Source organism: Limnohabitans sp. (assembly GCF_031539175.1).
In the GTDB taxonomy this organism is placed as follows: Bacteria; Pseudomonadota; Gammaproteobacteria; order Burkholderiales; family Burkholderiaceae_C; genus Limnohabitans.
In genome coordinates this window covers 18,063-32,592 of record NZ_JAVKLQ010000080.1, presented here as the reverse complement: position 1 = coordinate 32,592, position 14,530 = coordinate 18,063, and the positions used below count along the sequence as shown (strand labels likewise).

Below are 14,530 nucleotides of genomic sequence, written 5' to 3'. Positions count from 1 at the left end.
CCACCGCTTGCGGATGTCTCTTGTGAGCTTGTTTCGTTAATTGGGGTCAGATCCCAATTAAACTGACTCCTGTCATAGGCATTCAATCATTCAAGAGGTGCAAGGCATGGCTCGCCAACCCCGTCTCACCGTCACCGGCTATCCGCACCATGTCATCTTGCGCGGCAACAACCGGCAAGACATTTTCCGCACGAGCGTCGATTTCCAACGGATGCTGGATTTGCTGTTCGAGCACGCGCGTGCGCAAGGCGTGGAGGTGCATGCGTATGTGCTGATGAGCAACCACTTGCATCTGCTACTGACCCCGCAAAAAGACCAAGCCTTGCCCAAGATGATGCAGGCGGTGGGGCGCAGTTACGTGCAGGTGTTCAACAAAGTGCACGGTCGCACAGGTACCTTGTGGGAGGGGCGCTACCGCTCCACGCTCATTCAGTCAGACCGTTATTTGCTGGCGTGCATGGCCTACATGGACCTCAACCCCGTGCGTGCGCACATGGTGGCGCAGCCCGAAGATTACCCCTGGTCGAGCTATGCGCATTACACGGGGCGGCGAACCGACCGATTGATCACGCCGCACGCTTTGTATTGGGGGCTGGGCAACACCCCGTTTGCGCGTGAGGCGGCATACGCCGAATTGGTGCAAGCGGGCATCAGTGCGGACCAGCAAGGTGCATTGACCGACGCCACGCTCAGCGGTTGGGCATTGGGTGACGCGTCATTTGTTGCAGGTTTGCAGGCGCAGACACAACGGCGCTTGAGCAAGAGCAAAGCGGGCCGACCCTTTGCAGCGCGTCCAGATGCGCCTGATTCGCTGGCGTGAGCCTTTGTTTAGAGGGCAGCTGGTGCAAAACGATGCATTGATGCGGGATGTTTTAATATGTCCCCAATTAATTTGATCGAATAATTTTGATGTGATTAATTGGGATCTGACCCCAATTAATTTTCTTGGCACAGATGCTGCAGTGCAGTATGCTTCCAGTCCCGCTGAATTTTTGAGGAATGCGCCATGACCACGGCTGCCGATAAAGCACACATGCAACTCCAGGGTTTGTACGACCCATCTAACGAACACGACGCCTGTGGCGTGGGCTTTGTGGCTCACATCAAGGGCCAAAAGAGCCACGCCATCGTGGGTCAGGCGCTCAAGATTCTCGAAAACCTCGACCACCGGGGTGCTGTGGGTGCCGATGCACTCATGGGCGACGGCGCTGGTATCTTGATTCAGCTGCCCGATGCGCTGTACCGCGAAGAGATGGCCAAGCAAGGCGTGACCTTGCCCCCCATGGGTGAGTATGGCGTGGGCATGGTGTTCTTGCCGAAAGAACACGCCTCGCGTTTGGCTTGCGAGCAAGAGCTCAACCGTGCGGTGTTGGCCGAAGGTCAAGTCTTGTTGGGCTGGCGCGATGTGCCGGTCAACCTCGACATGCCGATGTCGCCCACTGTGCGCGCCAAAGAGCCTGTCATGCGCCAAATTTTCATTGGTCGCGGCAATGACGTGATCGTGCAAGACGCGCTAGAGCGCAAGCTGTACGTCATCCGTAAAACGGCCAGCGCCGCGATTCAGCACCTGAATTTGAAGCACGGCAAAGAGTATTACGTGCCCAGCATGTCCAGCCGCACGGTCATCTACAAAGGTTTGCTGTTGGCGGACCAAGTGGGCACCTACTTCACCGATTTGACCGACGAGCGCTGCGTGTCGGCCCTCGGTTTGGTGCACCAGCGCTTCTCGACCAACACCTTCCCCGAGTGGCCCTTGGCTCACCCTTACCGCTATGTGGCGCACAACGGCGAGATCAACACGGTCAAAGGCAACTACAACTGGATGAAGGCCCGCGAAGGCGTGATGTCTTCCCCCGTGTTGGGCGACGACCTGAAGAAGCTGTACCCGATCAGCTTCCCAGACCAATCTGACACGGCCACGTTCGACAACTGCTTGGAATTGATGACGATGGCGGGTTACCCCATCAGCCAAGCCGTGATGATGATGATTCCCGAGCCCTGGGAAAACCACAACACCATGGACGAACGCCGCAAGGCTTTCTACGAATACCACGCTGCGATGTTGGAGCCATGGGATGGCCCCGCGTCGATCGTGTTCACGGACGGCCGCCAAATCGGCGCCACGCTGGACCGCAACGGCTTGCGTCCTTCACGCTACTGCATCACCGACGACGACATGGTCATCATGGGCTCAGAGTCGGGCGTGTTGCCAGTGCCTGAGAGCAAGATCGTGCGCAAGTGGCGTCTGCAGCCCGGCAAGATGTTCTTGATCGACCTCGAGCAAGGTCGCATGATCGATGACGACGAACTCAAAGCAGGTCTGACCAACACCAAGCCTTACAAACAGTGGATTGAAAACGTCCGCGTCAAGCTCGACGATGTCAAAGCGCACCAAGGTGAAACCGCGCAAGCCAGCGACGTGTCTTTGCTTGACCGTCAGCAAGCGTTTGGCTACAGCCAAGAAGACATCAAGTTTTTGATGGCGCCTATGGCCATCAATGGTGAAGAGGGCATTGGCTCGATGGGTAACGACAGCCCCTTGGCTGTGTTGTCTGGCAAGAACAAGCCGCTGTACAACTACTTCAAGCAGTTGTTTGCGCAAGTGACCAACCCACCGATCGACCCGATCCGTGAAGCCATCGTGATGTCCTTGGTGTCGTTCGTGGGCCCTAAGCCCAACTTGCTCGACATCAACCAAGTCAACCCACCCATGCGTTTGGAAGTCAGCCAGCCTGTGCTGGACTTCGCCGACATGGCCAAGTTGCGTGACATCGAACAGTACACACACGGCAAGTTCAAGAGCGCCACGCTCGACATGACTTACCCCTTGGCTTGGGGTCATGACGGCGTGGAAGCCAAGTTGGCCTCGCTGTGTGCCGAAGCTGTGGACGCCATCAAAGGCGGCCACAACATCCTGATCATTAGCGACCGCGCAGTGGGCCCCACGCAAGTGGCGATTCCTGCGGTGTTGGCTTTGTCTGCGATTCACCAGCACTTGGTGCGCGAAGGCTTGCGCACCACGGCTGGTTTGGTGGTGGAAACAGGCAGCGCCCGTGAAGTGCACCACTTTGCGGTGCTGGCAGGCTACGGCGCAGAAGCCGTGCACCCCTACCTCGCGCTCGAAACCTTGGCCAACTTGCACAAAGAGTTGCCCGCTGATTTGTCGACCGACAAAGCGATCTACAACTACATCAAAGCCATCGGCAAAGGCCTGTCGAAGATCATGTCCAAGATGGGCGTGTCGACTTACATGTCTTACTGCGGCGCCCAGTTGTTTGAAGCCATTGGCGTCAGCAGCGAGACCGTGCAAAAGTACTTCACTGGTACACCGAGCCGCGTGGAAGGCATCGGCATTTTTGAAATGGCCGAAGAAGGCATTCGCATGCACAAGGCCGCCTTTGGCGAAGACCCTGTGCTCTCCAACATGCTCGATGCAGGTGGCGAATACGCTTGGCGCGCCCGTGGCGAAGAGCACATGTGGACGCCTGATGCGATTGCCAAGTTGCAGCACAGCACACGCTCCAACAACTTCAACACGTACAAAGAATACGCACAGATCGTCAATGACCAAAACAAGCGTCACCTGACTCTGCGCGGTTTGTTCGAGTTCAAGATTGATCCTGCCAAAGCCATCTCGGTAGACGAGGTCGAACCCGCCACTGAAATTGTCAAACGTTTCGCCACAGGCGCGATGTCGTTGGGCTCTATCAGCACGGAAGCACACGCGACTTTGGCCGTGGCGATGAACCGCATTGGCGGCAAGTCCAACACGGGCGAAGGCGGTGAAGATCCTGCGCGTTACCGCAATGAACTCAAAGGCATCCCGATCAAAAAGGGCGACAGCCTGAAGTCCATCATCGGTGCCGATGTGGTTGAGGTGGACATGCCTTTGGAAGCGGGTGACAGCCTGCGTTCACGCATCAAGCAAGTGGCTTCGGGCCGCTTCGGTGTGACGGCGGAGTACTTGTCATCGTCGGATCAAATTCAGATCAAGATGGCCCAAGGTGCCAAGCCTGGCGAAGGCGGTCAGTTGCCCGGTTCTAAAGTGTCTGAGTACATCGGCAAGCTGCGTTACAGCGTGCCAGGCGTGGGCTTGATTTCGCCTCCGCCTCACCACGACATTTACTCGATCGAAGACTTGGCTCAGTTGATCCACGACTTGAAGAACGTCGCCCCACACGCTGACATCAGCGTGAAGTTGGTGTCTGAAATTGGCGTGGGCACGATTGCCGCGGGCGTGGCCAAGTGCAAGGCCGATCACGTGGTGATCGCGGGCCATGACGGCGGTACAGGCGCTTCGCCTTGGTCGTCCATCAAGCATTGCGGTTCGCCTTGGGAAATCGGTTTGGCCGAAACGCAACAGACCTTGGTGCTGAACGGCTTGCGCGGTCGTATCCGCGTGCAGGCCGACGGCCAAATGAAGACCGGGCGCGACGTGGCCGTGGGCGCTCTGTTGGGTGCTGACGAGTTTGGCTTCGCCACCGCACCGCTGGTGGTCGAGGGTTGCATCATGATGCGCAAGTGCCACTTGAACACCTGCCCCGTGGGCGTGGCCACGCAAGATCCTGAATTGCGCAAGAAGTTCACCGGCAAGCCTGAGCATGTCGTGAATTACTTCTTCTTCATCGCTGAAGAAGTGCGTCAAATCATGGCGCAGTTGGGCATCCGTAAATTTGATGACCTGATCGGTCGCGCTGATTTGCTCGACATGCGTCAAGGCATTGAGCATTGGAAAGCGTCTGGCCTCGACTTCGGTCGTTTGTTGGCCGTGCCTCAAGTGGGCAATGACGTGCCCAAATTCCATGTGGCCCATCAAGACCACGGCTTGGACAAGGCGCTGGACCAAAAGCTCATCGAGAAATCCAAGCCCGCCATCGAGCGCGGCGAGAAGGTGCAGTTCATGGAAGTGGCGCGCAACGTCAACCGCTCGGTCGGTGCGATGTTGTCGGGCGCTGTGACCAAGGTGCATCCAGAAGGTTTGCCCGATGACAGCATCCGTATCCAACTCGAAGGCACGGGCGGTCAATCGTTCGGCGCGTTCTTGTGCAACGGCATCACGCTGTACCTCATTGGTGACGCCAACGACTACACCGGCAAAGGCCTCTCAGGCGGCCGTGTGGTGGTGCGACCTAGCCTCGACTTCCGTGGCGACGCAGTGAACAACATCATCGTGGGCAACACCGTGATGATTGGTGCGACACGCGGTGAAGCGTTCTTCTCTGGCGTGGCGGGTGAGCGTTTTGCGGTGCGTTTGTCTGGCGCGACCGCTGTGGTCGAAGGCACAGGCGACCACGGTTGCGAATACATGACCGGCGGCACAGTCGCGGTGTTGGGTAAAACCGGCCGCAACTTTGCAGCGGGTATGAGTGGCGGTGTGGCGTACGTGTACGACGAAGACGGCCAGTTCGACAAGAAGTGCAACACCGCCATGGTCTCCATGGAAAAAGTGTTGACCGCTGCTGAACAAGAGGCTTCGTTGCCACGCGCCATTTGGCACCGTGACCAAACCGACGAAGCGCAACTCAAGAAGTTGCTCGAGGATCACCACCGTTGGACGGGCTCCAAGCGTGCCCGCGACTTGTTGGACAACTGGGAGACCTCGCGTGCCAAGTTCGTCAAAGTGTTCCCCAACGAATACAAGCGCGCATTAGGCGAAATCAACGGCAAAAAAGCCGACACAGCAGCCAAGGCTAAAAAGCCCGTTGCCGCCTAACCCAACGCCCAAGCAAAAGGATTTGAAATCATGGGAAAAGTCACTGGCTTTATGGAAATTGAGCGTCTTGAAGAGGGCTACAAGCCCGTCAAAGAACGCCTGAAAAACTACAACGAGTTCGTGATTGGCTTGGACGATGGTCAAGCCAAACAACAAGCGGCCCGTTGTATGGACTGCGGTACACCGTTTTGTAACAACGGCTGCCCCGTCAACAACATCATTCCGGACTTCAACGACTTGGTGTACCAAGGCGATTGGAAGAACGCGATTGACGTGCTGCACAGCACCAACAACTTTCCTGAGTTCACGGGCCGCATCTGCCCCGCGCCTTGCGAAGCGGCTTGCGTGGTGAACGTCAATGGCGACGCGGTGGGCATCAAGTCCATCGAGCACGCCATCATTGACAAAGCGTGGTCCGAAGGCTGGGTGGTGGCTAAGCCCGCCAAGCACAAGACAGGCAAGAAGGTCGCTGTTGTGGGTTCAGGCCCTGCCGGTATGGCCGCTGCACAGCAGTTGGCGCGCGTCGGTCACGACGTGACCTTGTTCGAAAAGAACGACCGCATTGGTGGTTTGCTGCGTTACGGCATTCCTGACTTCAAGATGGAAAAGTCGCACATCGACCGTCGCGCCAAGCAGCTCGAAGCCGAAGGCGTGACCATCCGCACCAACGTGATGGTGGGCGAGTTGCCCAAGGGTTCTAAGGTCACCAACTGGGCCAAAGAAACCATTAGCCCCGAGCAGCTCAAGAAAGACTTTGACGCTGTGTTGTTGACCGGTGGTTCAGAGCAGTCACGCGACTTGCCAGCACCCGGCCGCGACTTGGCTGGCATTCACTTCGCGATGGAGTTCTTGCCCCAACAAAACAAGGTCAACGGTGGCGACAAGGTCAAAGACCAGTTGCGCGCTGACGGCAAGCATGTGGTGGTCATTGGCGGTGGCGACACCGGCTCTGACTGCGTGGGCACCAGCACACGCCACGGCGCTGCCGGTGTGGTTCAGTTCGAGGTGATGCCTATGCCACCCGAGCACGAGAACAAGCCTTTGGTGTGGCCTTACTGGCCACTGAAGCTGCGCACCAGCTCAAGCCACGACGAGAGCGCCGAAAAAGGTTTGCTCAAGCGTGAATTCGCTATTTCGACCAAAGAGTTTGTTGGTGAAAACGGCAAAGTCACCGGCGTCAAAACCGTTCGCGTCGAATGGAAAGACGGCAAGATGGTGGAAGTGGCGGGCACCGAAGAAATCATCAAAGCCGACCTCGTGTTGTTGGCGATGGGCTTCGTCAACCCCGTGGCCACCATTTTGGAAGGCTTCGGCGTTGAGAAAGACGCACGCGGCAACGCCAAAGCAACCACCGAGTTCACAGGCGGCTATGCCACCAACGTGCCCAAAGTGTTCGCCGCTGGTGACATCCGTCGTGGCCAATCGTTGGTCGTTTGGGCCATCCGTGAAGGCCGCCAAGCCGCGCGCTCGGTGGATGAGTTTTTGATGGGTGCGAGCGACTTGCCTCGTTAACTTCTCATCTTTACAAGCCCGTGACGGCTTGGCTCTAAAATGGCAAAAGCTGGCCTGTTTTATCAACAGGTCAGCTTTTGTTTCTATGAATACCACTTCTTTGCTAAATACAAACCCTGATGCGTTGGTCGAGCTGCGCGACATTCGCTTTGGCTACGGCGAGCGCGTCATCTTGGATGGCATCACCCTGACCGTGCCGCGTGGCAAAGTCACGGCCTTGATGGGCGCATCGGGTGGCGGCAAGACCACGGTGCTGCGTTTGATTGGTGGCCAATACCGCGCCCAGTCAGGCAGTTTGACATTTGACGGTCAAGAGATTGCTTCACTCAACCAAGCTGGTTTGTATGCGGTGCGCCGACGCATGGGCATGCTGTTTCAGTTTGGCGCTTTGTTCACCGACTTGAGCGTGTTTGACAACGTGGCTTTTCCGCTGCGCGAGCACACCGACTTGAGCGAATCCATGATTCGTGACATCGTGTTGATGAAGCTAGAGGCTGTGGGTTTGCGTGGCGCCCGTGATTTGATGCCCAGCGAGGTGTCGGGCGGCATGGCCCGTCGCGTGGCCCTCGCGCGTGCGATGGCCCTTGATCCGCAATTGGTGATGTATGACGAGCCCTTTGCAGGACTGGACCCCATTTCGCTCGGGACCGCTGCGCGCTTGATTCGACAACTCAACGACACCTTGGGTTTGACCAGCGTGATCGTGTCGCACGACTTGGACGAAACCTTCCACATCGCTGACCAAGTGATCGTGTTGGCGAACGGCAAGATCGCCGCACAAGGCACGCCCGATGAGGTGCGCCACAGCACCGATCCGTTGGTGCGTCAATTTGTCAGCGCTGCGCCTGACGGTCCTGTGCGCTTTCACTACCCTGGCCCTTCGGTGGCGCAAGACTTTGGCGTGGAGGGCAAGGCATGAAATTCGTCGCTGACTTAGGCTTTGCGATCCGCAGTTACTTGGCTGGCATTGGGCAGGCCACGCGCTTGTTCATGCGTTTGGTGGCGCTGTTTGGCAGCAACATGCGCCGCTTCGGTTTGGTGCGCGATCAAGTTCATTTTTTGGGTAACTACTCGCTGGCCATCATTGCTGTGTCGGGTTTGTTTGTGGGCTTTGTGCTCAGCTTGCAGGGCTACTACACCTTGCAGCGTTATGGCTCCTCGGAAGCCTTGGGGCTGTTGGTGGCCTTGAGCTTGGTGCGCGAACTCGGTCCTGTGGTGAGTGCCTTGTTGTTTGCGGGGCGTGCCGGTACGTCGCTGACGGCAGAAATCGGTTTGATGAAAGCCGGTGAACAACTCAGCGCCATGGACTTGATGGCCGTTGACCCTGTGCAACGTATTTTGGGCCCCCGTTTTTGGGGCGGCATCATCGCTTTGCCCTTGCTTTCCGCTGTGTTCAGTGCGGTGGGTATCTTGGGCGGTTGGATGGTGGGCGTGTTGATGATCGGTGTCGATGCGGGCTCGTTTTGGAGTCAGATGCAAGGCGGTGTTGACGTTTGGAAAGACGTGGGCAATGGGGTGATTAAAACTGTGGTGTTTGGCATCACGGTCACGTTTGTGGCTTTGCTGCAAGGGTATGAAGCGCAGCCCACGCCTGAAGGCGTGTCGCGTGCCACCACCCGTACGGTGGTGGTGGCCTCGTTGGCCGTGTTGGGTTTGGACTTTGTCCTCACAGCCCTGATGTTCAGTATTTGAGAAAGAGGGAACGCAATGCAACGCTCCAAAAATGATGTGTGGGTCGGTTTGTTTGTGCTGTTGGGTGCCGCAGCGGTTTTGTTTTTGGCTTTGAAATCGGCCAATTTGTTGAGCCTGAATTTTCAATCCAGCTACAACGTCAGCGCTCGCTTTGACAACATTGGTGGCTTGAAGCGTCAAGCGGCTGTCAAAAGTGCAGGCGTGGTGGTGGGCCGTGTGGAGTCGGTCACGTTTGATGACAAAACCTTCCAAGCCACGGTCACCATGGCGCTGCAAACGCAGTACAAGTTTCCCAAAGACAGCAATTTGAAGATTCTGACCAGCGGCTTGTTGGGCGAGCAATACATCGGTATTGAAGCTGGTGCCGAGGCTGAAAATTTGGCCAATGGCGACCGCATTGAAACCACGCAATCTGCCGTGGTGTTGGAAAACTTGATCAGCCAATTCTTGTTCAGCAAAGCCGCCGAACCCACGCCGAAAGAAGGTGCGAAATGAGCACGCGTTTCTCAGTGCGTGCTGTGAAGATCGCCTTTGTGGTGAGTTTGACGGCGCTGGTCACAGCGTGTGCCACAGGCCCCAATGCCAACCCCAAAGATCCTTTGGAGCCCATGAACCGCAGCATTTCGCGTTTCAATGACACCGTGGATGACAACGTCTTGAAGCCGGTCGCCACAGGCTATCGCGATTACACGCCTGATTTATTTCAAACGGGTGTGCGCAACGTGTTCAACAATTTGTCAGACATCTCGTCGACAGTGAACAACGGTTTGCAATTGAAAGGGCGTGAGACGGCCTCGTCTTTCATGCGTGTGGTGGTGAACACGACATTTGGCATCTACGGCATCTTTGACGTTGCGACAGCCATCAAGCTGGAGCGTTACCCCGAAGATTTTGGCCAGACCTTGGGTTATTGGGGTGTTGGCAGTGGTCCTTATGTGGTGCTGCCACTGTTGGGCCCTTCGACCGTGCGTGACACCGCGGGTCTGCCCGTCGATTTCGCCTTAGACCCCGTCAGCAATTTGGACAATTCCAAAATCCGTGCCGAAGCCCAAGGCTTGCGCATTGTCGAAAAGCGTGCAGGATTTTTGGCCGCAGGCGATATGCTTGGCCAAGCCTCTTTGGACAAATACACATTCTTGCGTGATGCCTATTTGCAACGTCGCCGTTCGCAAATTTACGATGGCAATCCACCCGATGAAGACACGCCCGACTTGAGTCAAGAACCTGCCCCGTCAGCCAAGTGAGGCTGTGTCGCGTTAGGTGTATGTTGAAGTTATGAATTTGATGGCTATGAAACGTTTGAACCGCTCTTTGAATACCCGCCGCTCTTTTGTTGGCGTTTTGTCCTCTTTGGCCTTGGTCGTGTCGTGTGGCTTGACGGCTGGCGCTGCTTGGGCTGCCACAGAGTCACCCGATGTTTTCATCAAACGACTGACCACGGAGTTGCTCGAGACGGTCAAAGCCGACAAGACCAACTTAACGGGTGACGTGACCAAAATTGGTTTGTTGGTGGACCAACGCATCATGCCGCACGTCAATTTTCAGCGCATGACCTCCTCGGCAGTGGGCCCCGGCTGGCGTCAGGCCACACCTGAGCAGCAAAAACGCTTGCAAGACGAATTCAAAACTTTGTTGGTCCGCACCTATGCGGGGGCGGTGAGCCAAATCAACGATCAAACCATTGCGGTCAAGCCCTTGCGTGCAGCACCCGATGACAAAGAAGTGATCGTGCGCACCGAAGTGCGCGGCAAAGGTGAGCCTATTCAACTGGATTACCGCGTTGAAAAATCAGCCGACGCCCCCTCGGGTTGGCGCATTTACAACCTGAACGTGATGGGCGTGTGGTTAGTCGAAAACTACCGCAGCCAATTTGCCCAAGAAATCAATGCCAAAGGCGTGGATGGCTTGATTACCAGCTTGGCTGAGCGCAACAAGTCCAACGCCCGCGTGGTGTCGAAATAAACCATGTCTATCGCTTTACCCGCACTTGTGATGCAAGACCAAGCCCAATCGGTGGCCGATGGCTTGGTCGCTGCTTTGTGTGCGCAAGTGACCCAAGGCCGTGAGGCCGTGTTGGATGCGTCGGCGCTGCAGCAGTTTGACTCATCGGCACTGGCGGTGGTCTTGGCCTGTCGACGTGCGGTGCTCGCGCTGGGCGGTGTGTTTCATGTGACAGGCTTGCCAGCGCGTGCGCAGGCTTTGGCCAAGGTCTATGGCGTCACGGAGTTACTCGGCTAAGGGGTGGGCAGCCGTCTCGGCGGCCATTCCGGTCATTCGTGGCGCTAACCAGTGTGGGCATTGGCGAGGCCTTAAAATCAAAGGCTACTTATGTCCGCTATTTCCTTTCAATCTGTTTCCAAGACGTTCCAAACGGCTCGAGGCCCTTTTCAGGCCTTGGATGGCGTGCGCTTTGACATCGAGTCGGGTGAGTTCTTTGGTCTGCTCGGCCCCAATGGTGCAGGCAAGACAACGTTGATCAGTATCTTGGCCGGTTTGGCCAAGTCCACGTCTGGATCGATCTTGGTGCATGGCGTCGATGTCGCCAAGCAATCGGCACAAGCGCGGCGCTTGCTTGGTGTCGTGCCGCAAGAGTTGGTGTTTGATCCCTTTTTCAATGTGCGCGAGGCCCTGAAATTTCAGTCAGGCTACTTTGGCGTCAAACACAACGACGCTTGGATTGACGAGCTCTTGCACAGCCTTGGCTTGACCGACAAAGCGCACCACAACATGCGTCAACTTTCAGGCGGCATGAAGCGCCGCATGTTGGTGGCGCAAGCCTTGGTTCACAAACCACCCGTCATCGTGTTGGACGAACCCACGGCGGGCGTGGATGTCGAGCTGCGTCAAACCTTGTGGCAATTCATTGCCAAGCTCAATCGCGAAGGCAGCACTGTGCTGCTGACAACACACTATTTGGAAGAGGCCGAGGCGCTGTGTAACCGCATCGCCATGCTCAAAAACGGCAAGGTGGTGGCTTTGGACAGCACCAGCGAGTTGTTGAAAGCGGCATCGAGCAACGTGCTGCGCTTCAAATTGGATGCGGAGTTGCCGCCCGAGTTGGCAGCGCAAGCGCGGGTGACGGGCCGCATCGTGCAGTTTCCTGCCAATGACGCCGCAGAGATTGAGCGTTATTTGGCCGCTGTGCGCCAAGCCGGCTTGACGGCCGAAGATGTCGAAATTCGCAAAGCCGACTTGGAAGATGTGTTCCTCGACGTGATGCATCAACACGAAGAGGCACGCGCATGATGACTGGTTGGACTGCTCTTTTTTACAAAGAGGTGTTGCGTTTTTGGAAAGTCAGTTTCCAAACCGTGGCGGCGCCTGTGCTCACGGCTGTCATGTATTTGATGATTTTTGGCCACGTGCTGGAGTCGCATGTGCAGGTGTACGAGGGCGTCAGCTACACCGCCTTTTTGATACCAGGCCTTGTGATGATGAGCGTGTTGCAAAACGCGTTTGCCAACAGCTCGTCGTCCATGGTGCAAAGCAAGATCATGGGCAACTTGGTGTTTTTGCTGCTCACCCCTTTGTCGCATTGGAATTGGTTTTTTGCCTACGCTTTGTCGGCCATGGTGCGCGGCTTGGTGGTTGGTTTGGGCGTCTTGCTCGCGGGTGTGCTGTTTGTGTGGCAGTCGTCGGTGTTGAACTTTTCGTTGTGGCCTGCGCAACCTGTGTGGGTGTTGGTGTTCGCGGTGTTGGGGGCGTTCATGTTGGGCACCCTCGGCTTGATTGCCGGACTGTGGGCCGATAAATTCGACCAGATGGCTGCTTTTCAAAACTTCATCATCATGCCGATGACGTTTTTGAGTGGCGTGTTTTACTCCATCCATTCACTGCCGAGCTTTTGGCAAAGCGTGAGTCACCTCAACCCGTTTTTCTACATGATTGACGGTTTTCGTTATGGCTTCTTTGGGCAGAGCGATGTGTCACCTTGGCTGAGCCTCGGTGTGGTGGGTGTGTGCCTGTGCGTTGTGTCCGTGGTGGCGCTGCATTTGCTGCGCACGGGTTACAAAATTCGCGGATAAAGAGAGTCCTCATGACAGCACAAGAATTACAAGCTTTGATTGCCGCAGGTCTGCCTTGCGAGCACCTTCAGGTGGAGGGCGATGGCCGCCATTGGTACGCCACCTTGGTGTCGCCTGAGTTTGAGGGCAAGCGACTCATTCAACGTCACCAACGCGTGTACGCGACTTTGGGTGAAAAAATCAAAACTGACGAAGTGCATGCTTTGTCGATGAAAACTTACTCGCCTGCCGAATGGCTGGCTTTGGGCAGCCAAGCTTCTGACTCCGCGCACTGAGCCCCCTGTGTGGCCTGCGCTTGAAAATTAATTTATGGACAAACTTTTAATTCGTGGCGGTCGTTCTTTGAACGGCGAAGTGCTGATTTCTGGTGCCAAAAATGCGGCCTTACCAGAGCTGTGCGCCGCCCTGTTGACCGACCAGCCCGTGACGCTGCACAACGTGCCGCAGTTGCAAGATGTGTCCACCATGCTCAAGCTGATTCGCAACATGGGTGTGACGGCTGAGCGTGCCGATGACGGCACGGTCAGCTTGGACGCCGGTGGTTTGAACAACCCCGAAGCCCCGTATGAGCTGGTGAAAACCATGCGCGCTTCGGTGCTGGCGCTCGGCCCTTTGTTGGCTCGCTTTGGTCACGCCAAGGTGTCGTTGCCTGGCGGTTGCGCCATTGGCTCTCGCCCTGTGGATCAGCACTTGAAAGGCTTGCAAGCCATGGGTGCTGAAATTGCGGTGGAGCACGGCTACATGGTTGCCAAGTTGGGCGGTGGTCGCACACGTCTCAAAGGCGCACGCATCGCCACCGACATGGTGACGGTCACTGGCACAGAAAACTTCCTCATGGCTGCGGCTTTGGCCGACGGCGAAACCGTGTTGGAAAACGCTGCGCAAGAGCCAGAGATTCCAGACTTGGCCGAAATGCTCATTGCCATGGGCGCGAAGATTGAAGGCCACGGCACAAGCCGCATCCACATCCAAGGTGTGGAGCGTTTGCATGGTTGCACCCACAAAGTGGTGGCCGACCGCATTGAGGCCGGTACATTTTTGTGCGCAGTGGCTGCCACGGGTGGCGATGTGTTTTTACGCCACGCCCGTGCCGACCATTTGGATGCGGTCATCGACAAGCTGCGCGATGCAGGTGCTGTGGTCACCGCCAACGAAGACGGCATTCGCATTCAAGGCACAGCGCCTGCGTATGAACACCTCAAAGCGCAAAACTTCCGCACCACTGAATACCCAGGCTTCCCCACCGACATGCAAGCGCAGTTCATGGTGTTGAACGCGATTGCCAAGGGCGCTTCCAAGGTGACGGAAACGATTTTTGAAAACCGCTTCATGCACGTCAACGAGTTGGTGCGCTTGGGCGCACACATCCAGATCGACGGCAAAGTGGCGGTGCTTGAAGGTGTGCAAAAGCTCTCGGGTGCCACCGTGATGGCCACCGACTTGCGCGCCTCTGCCTCGCTCGTGATTGCAGGCTTGGTGGCCGACGGCGAAACCTTGGTGGATCGCATCTACCACTTGGACCGTGGCTACGACAAGATGGAAGCCAAGCTGCGCGCCATTGGCGCAGATATTGAAAGAGTCAAATGAA

The 14,530-nt window shown here is 56.6% G+C and carries 13 protein-coding genes; all 13 read left to right on the top strand.

Features of this window, described 5'->3' with window-relative positions; all coding sequences use genetic code 11:
- The first annotated feature begins 106 nt into the window (after positions 1 to 106).
- The 13 genes from RMS95_RS14725 (at position 107) to murA (ending at position 14,529) form a co-directional block, all read left to right on the top strand.
- Positions 107 to 820 (top strand): transposase, encoded by a 714-nt coding sequence (locus RMS95_RS14725; protein WP_310646945.1) that lies wholly within the window; start codon positions 107 to 109, stop codon positions 818 to 820.
- A 186-nt stretch (positions 821 to 1,006) separates the two neighbouring features.
- The gene (locus tag RMS95_RS14720; RefSeq protein ID WP_310646944.1) at positions 1,007 to 5,713 is read left to right on the top strand and encodes a glutamate synthase-related protein; all 4,707 of its coding nucleotides are present in this window, start codon (positions 1,007 to 1,009) and stop codon (positions 5,711 to 5,713) included.
- Between the two features lie 30 nt (positions 5,714 to 5,743).
- Entirely contained in the window at positions 5,744 to 7,225 is a 1,482-nt protein-coding gene (locus tag RMS95_RS14715) for a glutamate synthase subunit beta (protein ID WP_310646943.1), read from the top strand.
- A gap of 85 nt (positions 7,226 to 7,310) precedes the next feature.
- Complete coding sequence (locus RMS95_RS14710; RefSeq protein ID WP_310646942.1) at positions 7,311 to 8,144, top strand: ABC transporter ATP-binding protein; 834 nt, start codon at positions 7,311 to 7,313, stop codon at positions 8,142 to 8,144.
- Positions 8,141 to 8,917 carry a lipid asymmetry maintenance ABC transporter permease subunit MlaE gene (gene mlaE, locus RMS95_RS14705; RefSeq protein ID WP_310646941.1) on the top strand — a complete coding sequence of 259 codons (777 nt, stop codon included), beginning with the start codon at positions 8,141 to 8,143 and terminating at the stop codon, positions 8,915 to 8,917. Before RMS95_RS14710 ends, mlaE begins: the two co-directional genes overlap by 4 nt.
- A gap of 15 nt (positions 8,918 to 8,932) precedes the next feature.
- Entirely contained in the window at positions 8,933 to 9,412 is a 480-nt protein-coding gene (gene mlaD, locus RMS95_RS14700) for an outer membrane lipid asymmetry maintenance protein MlaD (protein WP_310646940.1), read from the top strand.
- A complete protein-coding gene (locus RMS95_RS14695; protein ID WP_310646939.1) occupies positions 9,409 to 10,161 on the top strand; it encodes a VacJ family lipoprotein in 753 nt (250 codons plus the stop codon). Before mlaD ends, RMS95_RS14695 begins: the two co-directional genes overlap by 4 nt.
- A 46-nt stretch (positions 10,162 to 10,207) precedes the next feature.
- Positions 10,208 to 10,879 (top strand): ABC transporter substrate-binding protein, encoded by a 672-nt coding sequence (locus RMS95_RS14690; RefSeq protein WP_310646938.1) that lies wholly within the window; start codon positions 10,208 to 10,210, stop codon positions 10,877 to 10,879.
- A 3-nt stretch (positions 10,880 to 10,882) separates the two neighbouring features.
- Positions 10,883 to 11,155 (top strand): STAS domain-containing protein, encoded by a 273-nt coding sequence (locus tag RMS95_RS14685; protein WP_310646937.1) that lies wholly within the window; start codon positions 10,883 to 10,885, stop codon positions 11,153 to 11,155.
- A 90-nt stretch (positions 11,156 to 11,245) separates the two neighbouring features.
- Complete coding sequence (locus RMS95_RS14680) at positions 11,246 to 12,163, top strand: ABC transporter ATP-binding protein (protein WP_310646936.1); 918 nt, start codon at positions 11,246 to 11,248, stop codon at positions 12,161 to 12,163.
- Positions 12,163 to 12,942 carry an ABC transporter permease gene (locus RMS95_RS14675; protein ID WP_310646988.1) on the top strand — a complete coding sequence of 260 codons (780 nt, stop codon included), beginning with the start codon at positions 12,163 to 12,165 and terminating at the stop codon, positions 12,940 to 12,942. Before RMS95_RS14680 ends, RMS95_RS14675 begins: the two co-directional genes overlap by 1 nt.
- 11 nt (positions 12,943 to 12,953) lie before the next feature.
- Entirely contained in the window at positions 12,954 to 13,217 is a 264-nt protein-coding gene (locus RMS95_RS14670) for a BolA family protein (protein WP_310646935.1), read from the top strand.
- 34 nt (positions 13,218 to 13,251) lie between these two features.
- A complete protein-coding gene (gene murA, locus RMS95_RS14665) occupies positions 13,252 to 14,529 on the top strand; it encodes a UDP-N-acetylglucosamine 1-carboxyvinyltransferase (protein ID WP_310646934.1) in 1,278 nt (425 codons plus the stop codon).
- Position 14,530 lies beyond the last annotated feature (1 nt).

Coding starts and splice junctions, on each gene's coding strand:
- RMS95_RS14725 (WP_310646945.1), top strand. CDS start 107: ATGGCTCGCCAACCCCGTCTCACCGTCACCGGCTATCCGCACCATGTC.
- RMS95_RS14720 (WP_310646944.1), top strand. CDS start 1,007: ATGACCACGGCTGCCGATAAAGCACACATGCAACTCCAGGGTTTGTAC.
- RMS95_RS14715 (WP_310646943.1), top strand. CDS start 5,744: ATGGGAAAAGTCACTGGCTTTATGGAAATTGAGCGTCTTGAAGAGGGC.
- RMS95_RS14710 (WP_310646942.1), top strand. CDS start 7,311: ATGAATACCACTTCTTTGCTAAATACAAACCCTGATGCGTTGGTCGAG.
- mlaE (WP_310646941.1), top strand. CDS start 8,141: ATGAAATTCGTCGCTGACTTAGGCTTTGCGATCCGCAGTTACTTGGCT.
- mlaD (WP_310646940.1), top strand. CDS start 8,933: ATGCAACGCTCCAAAAATGATGTGTGGGTCGGTTTGTTTGTGCTGTTG.
- RMS95_RS14695 (WP_310646939.1), top strand. CDS start 9,409: ATGAGCACGCGTTTCTCAGTGCGTGCTGTGAAGATCGCCTTTGTGGTG.
- RMS95_RS14690 (WP_310646938.1), top strand. CDS start 10,208: ATGAAACGTTTGAACCGCTCTTTGAATACCCGCCGCTCTTTTGTTGGC.
- RMS95_RS14685 (WP_310646937.1), top strand. CDS start 10,883: ATGTCTATCGCTTTACCCGCACTTGTGATGCAAGACCAAGCCCAATCG.
- RMS95_RS14680 (WP_310646936.1), top strand. CDS start 11,246: ATGTCCGCTATTTCCTTTCAATCTGTTTCCAAGACGTTCCAAACGGCT.
- RMS95_RS14675 (WP_310646988.1), top strand. CDS start 12,163: ATGACTGGTTGGACTGCTCTTTTTTACAAAGAGGTGTTGCGTTTTTGG.
- RMS95_RS14670 (WP_310646935.1), top strand. CDS start 12,954: ATGACAGCACAAGAATTACAAGCTTTGATTGCCGCAGGTCTGCCTTGC.
- murA (WP_310646934.1), top strand. CDS start 13,252: ATGGACAAACTTTTAATTCGTGGCGGTCGTTCTTTGAACGGCGAAGTG.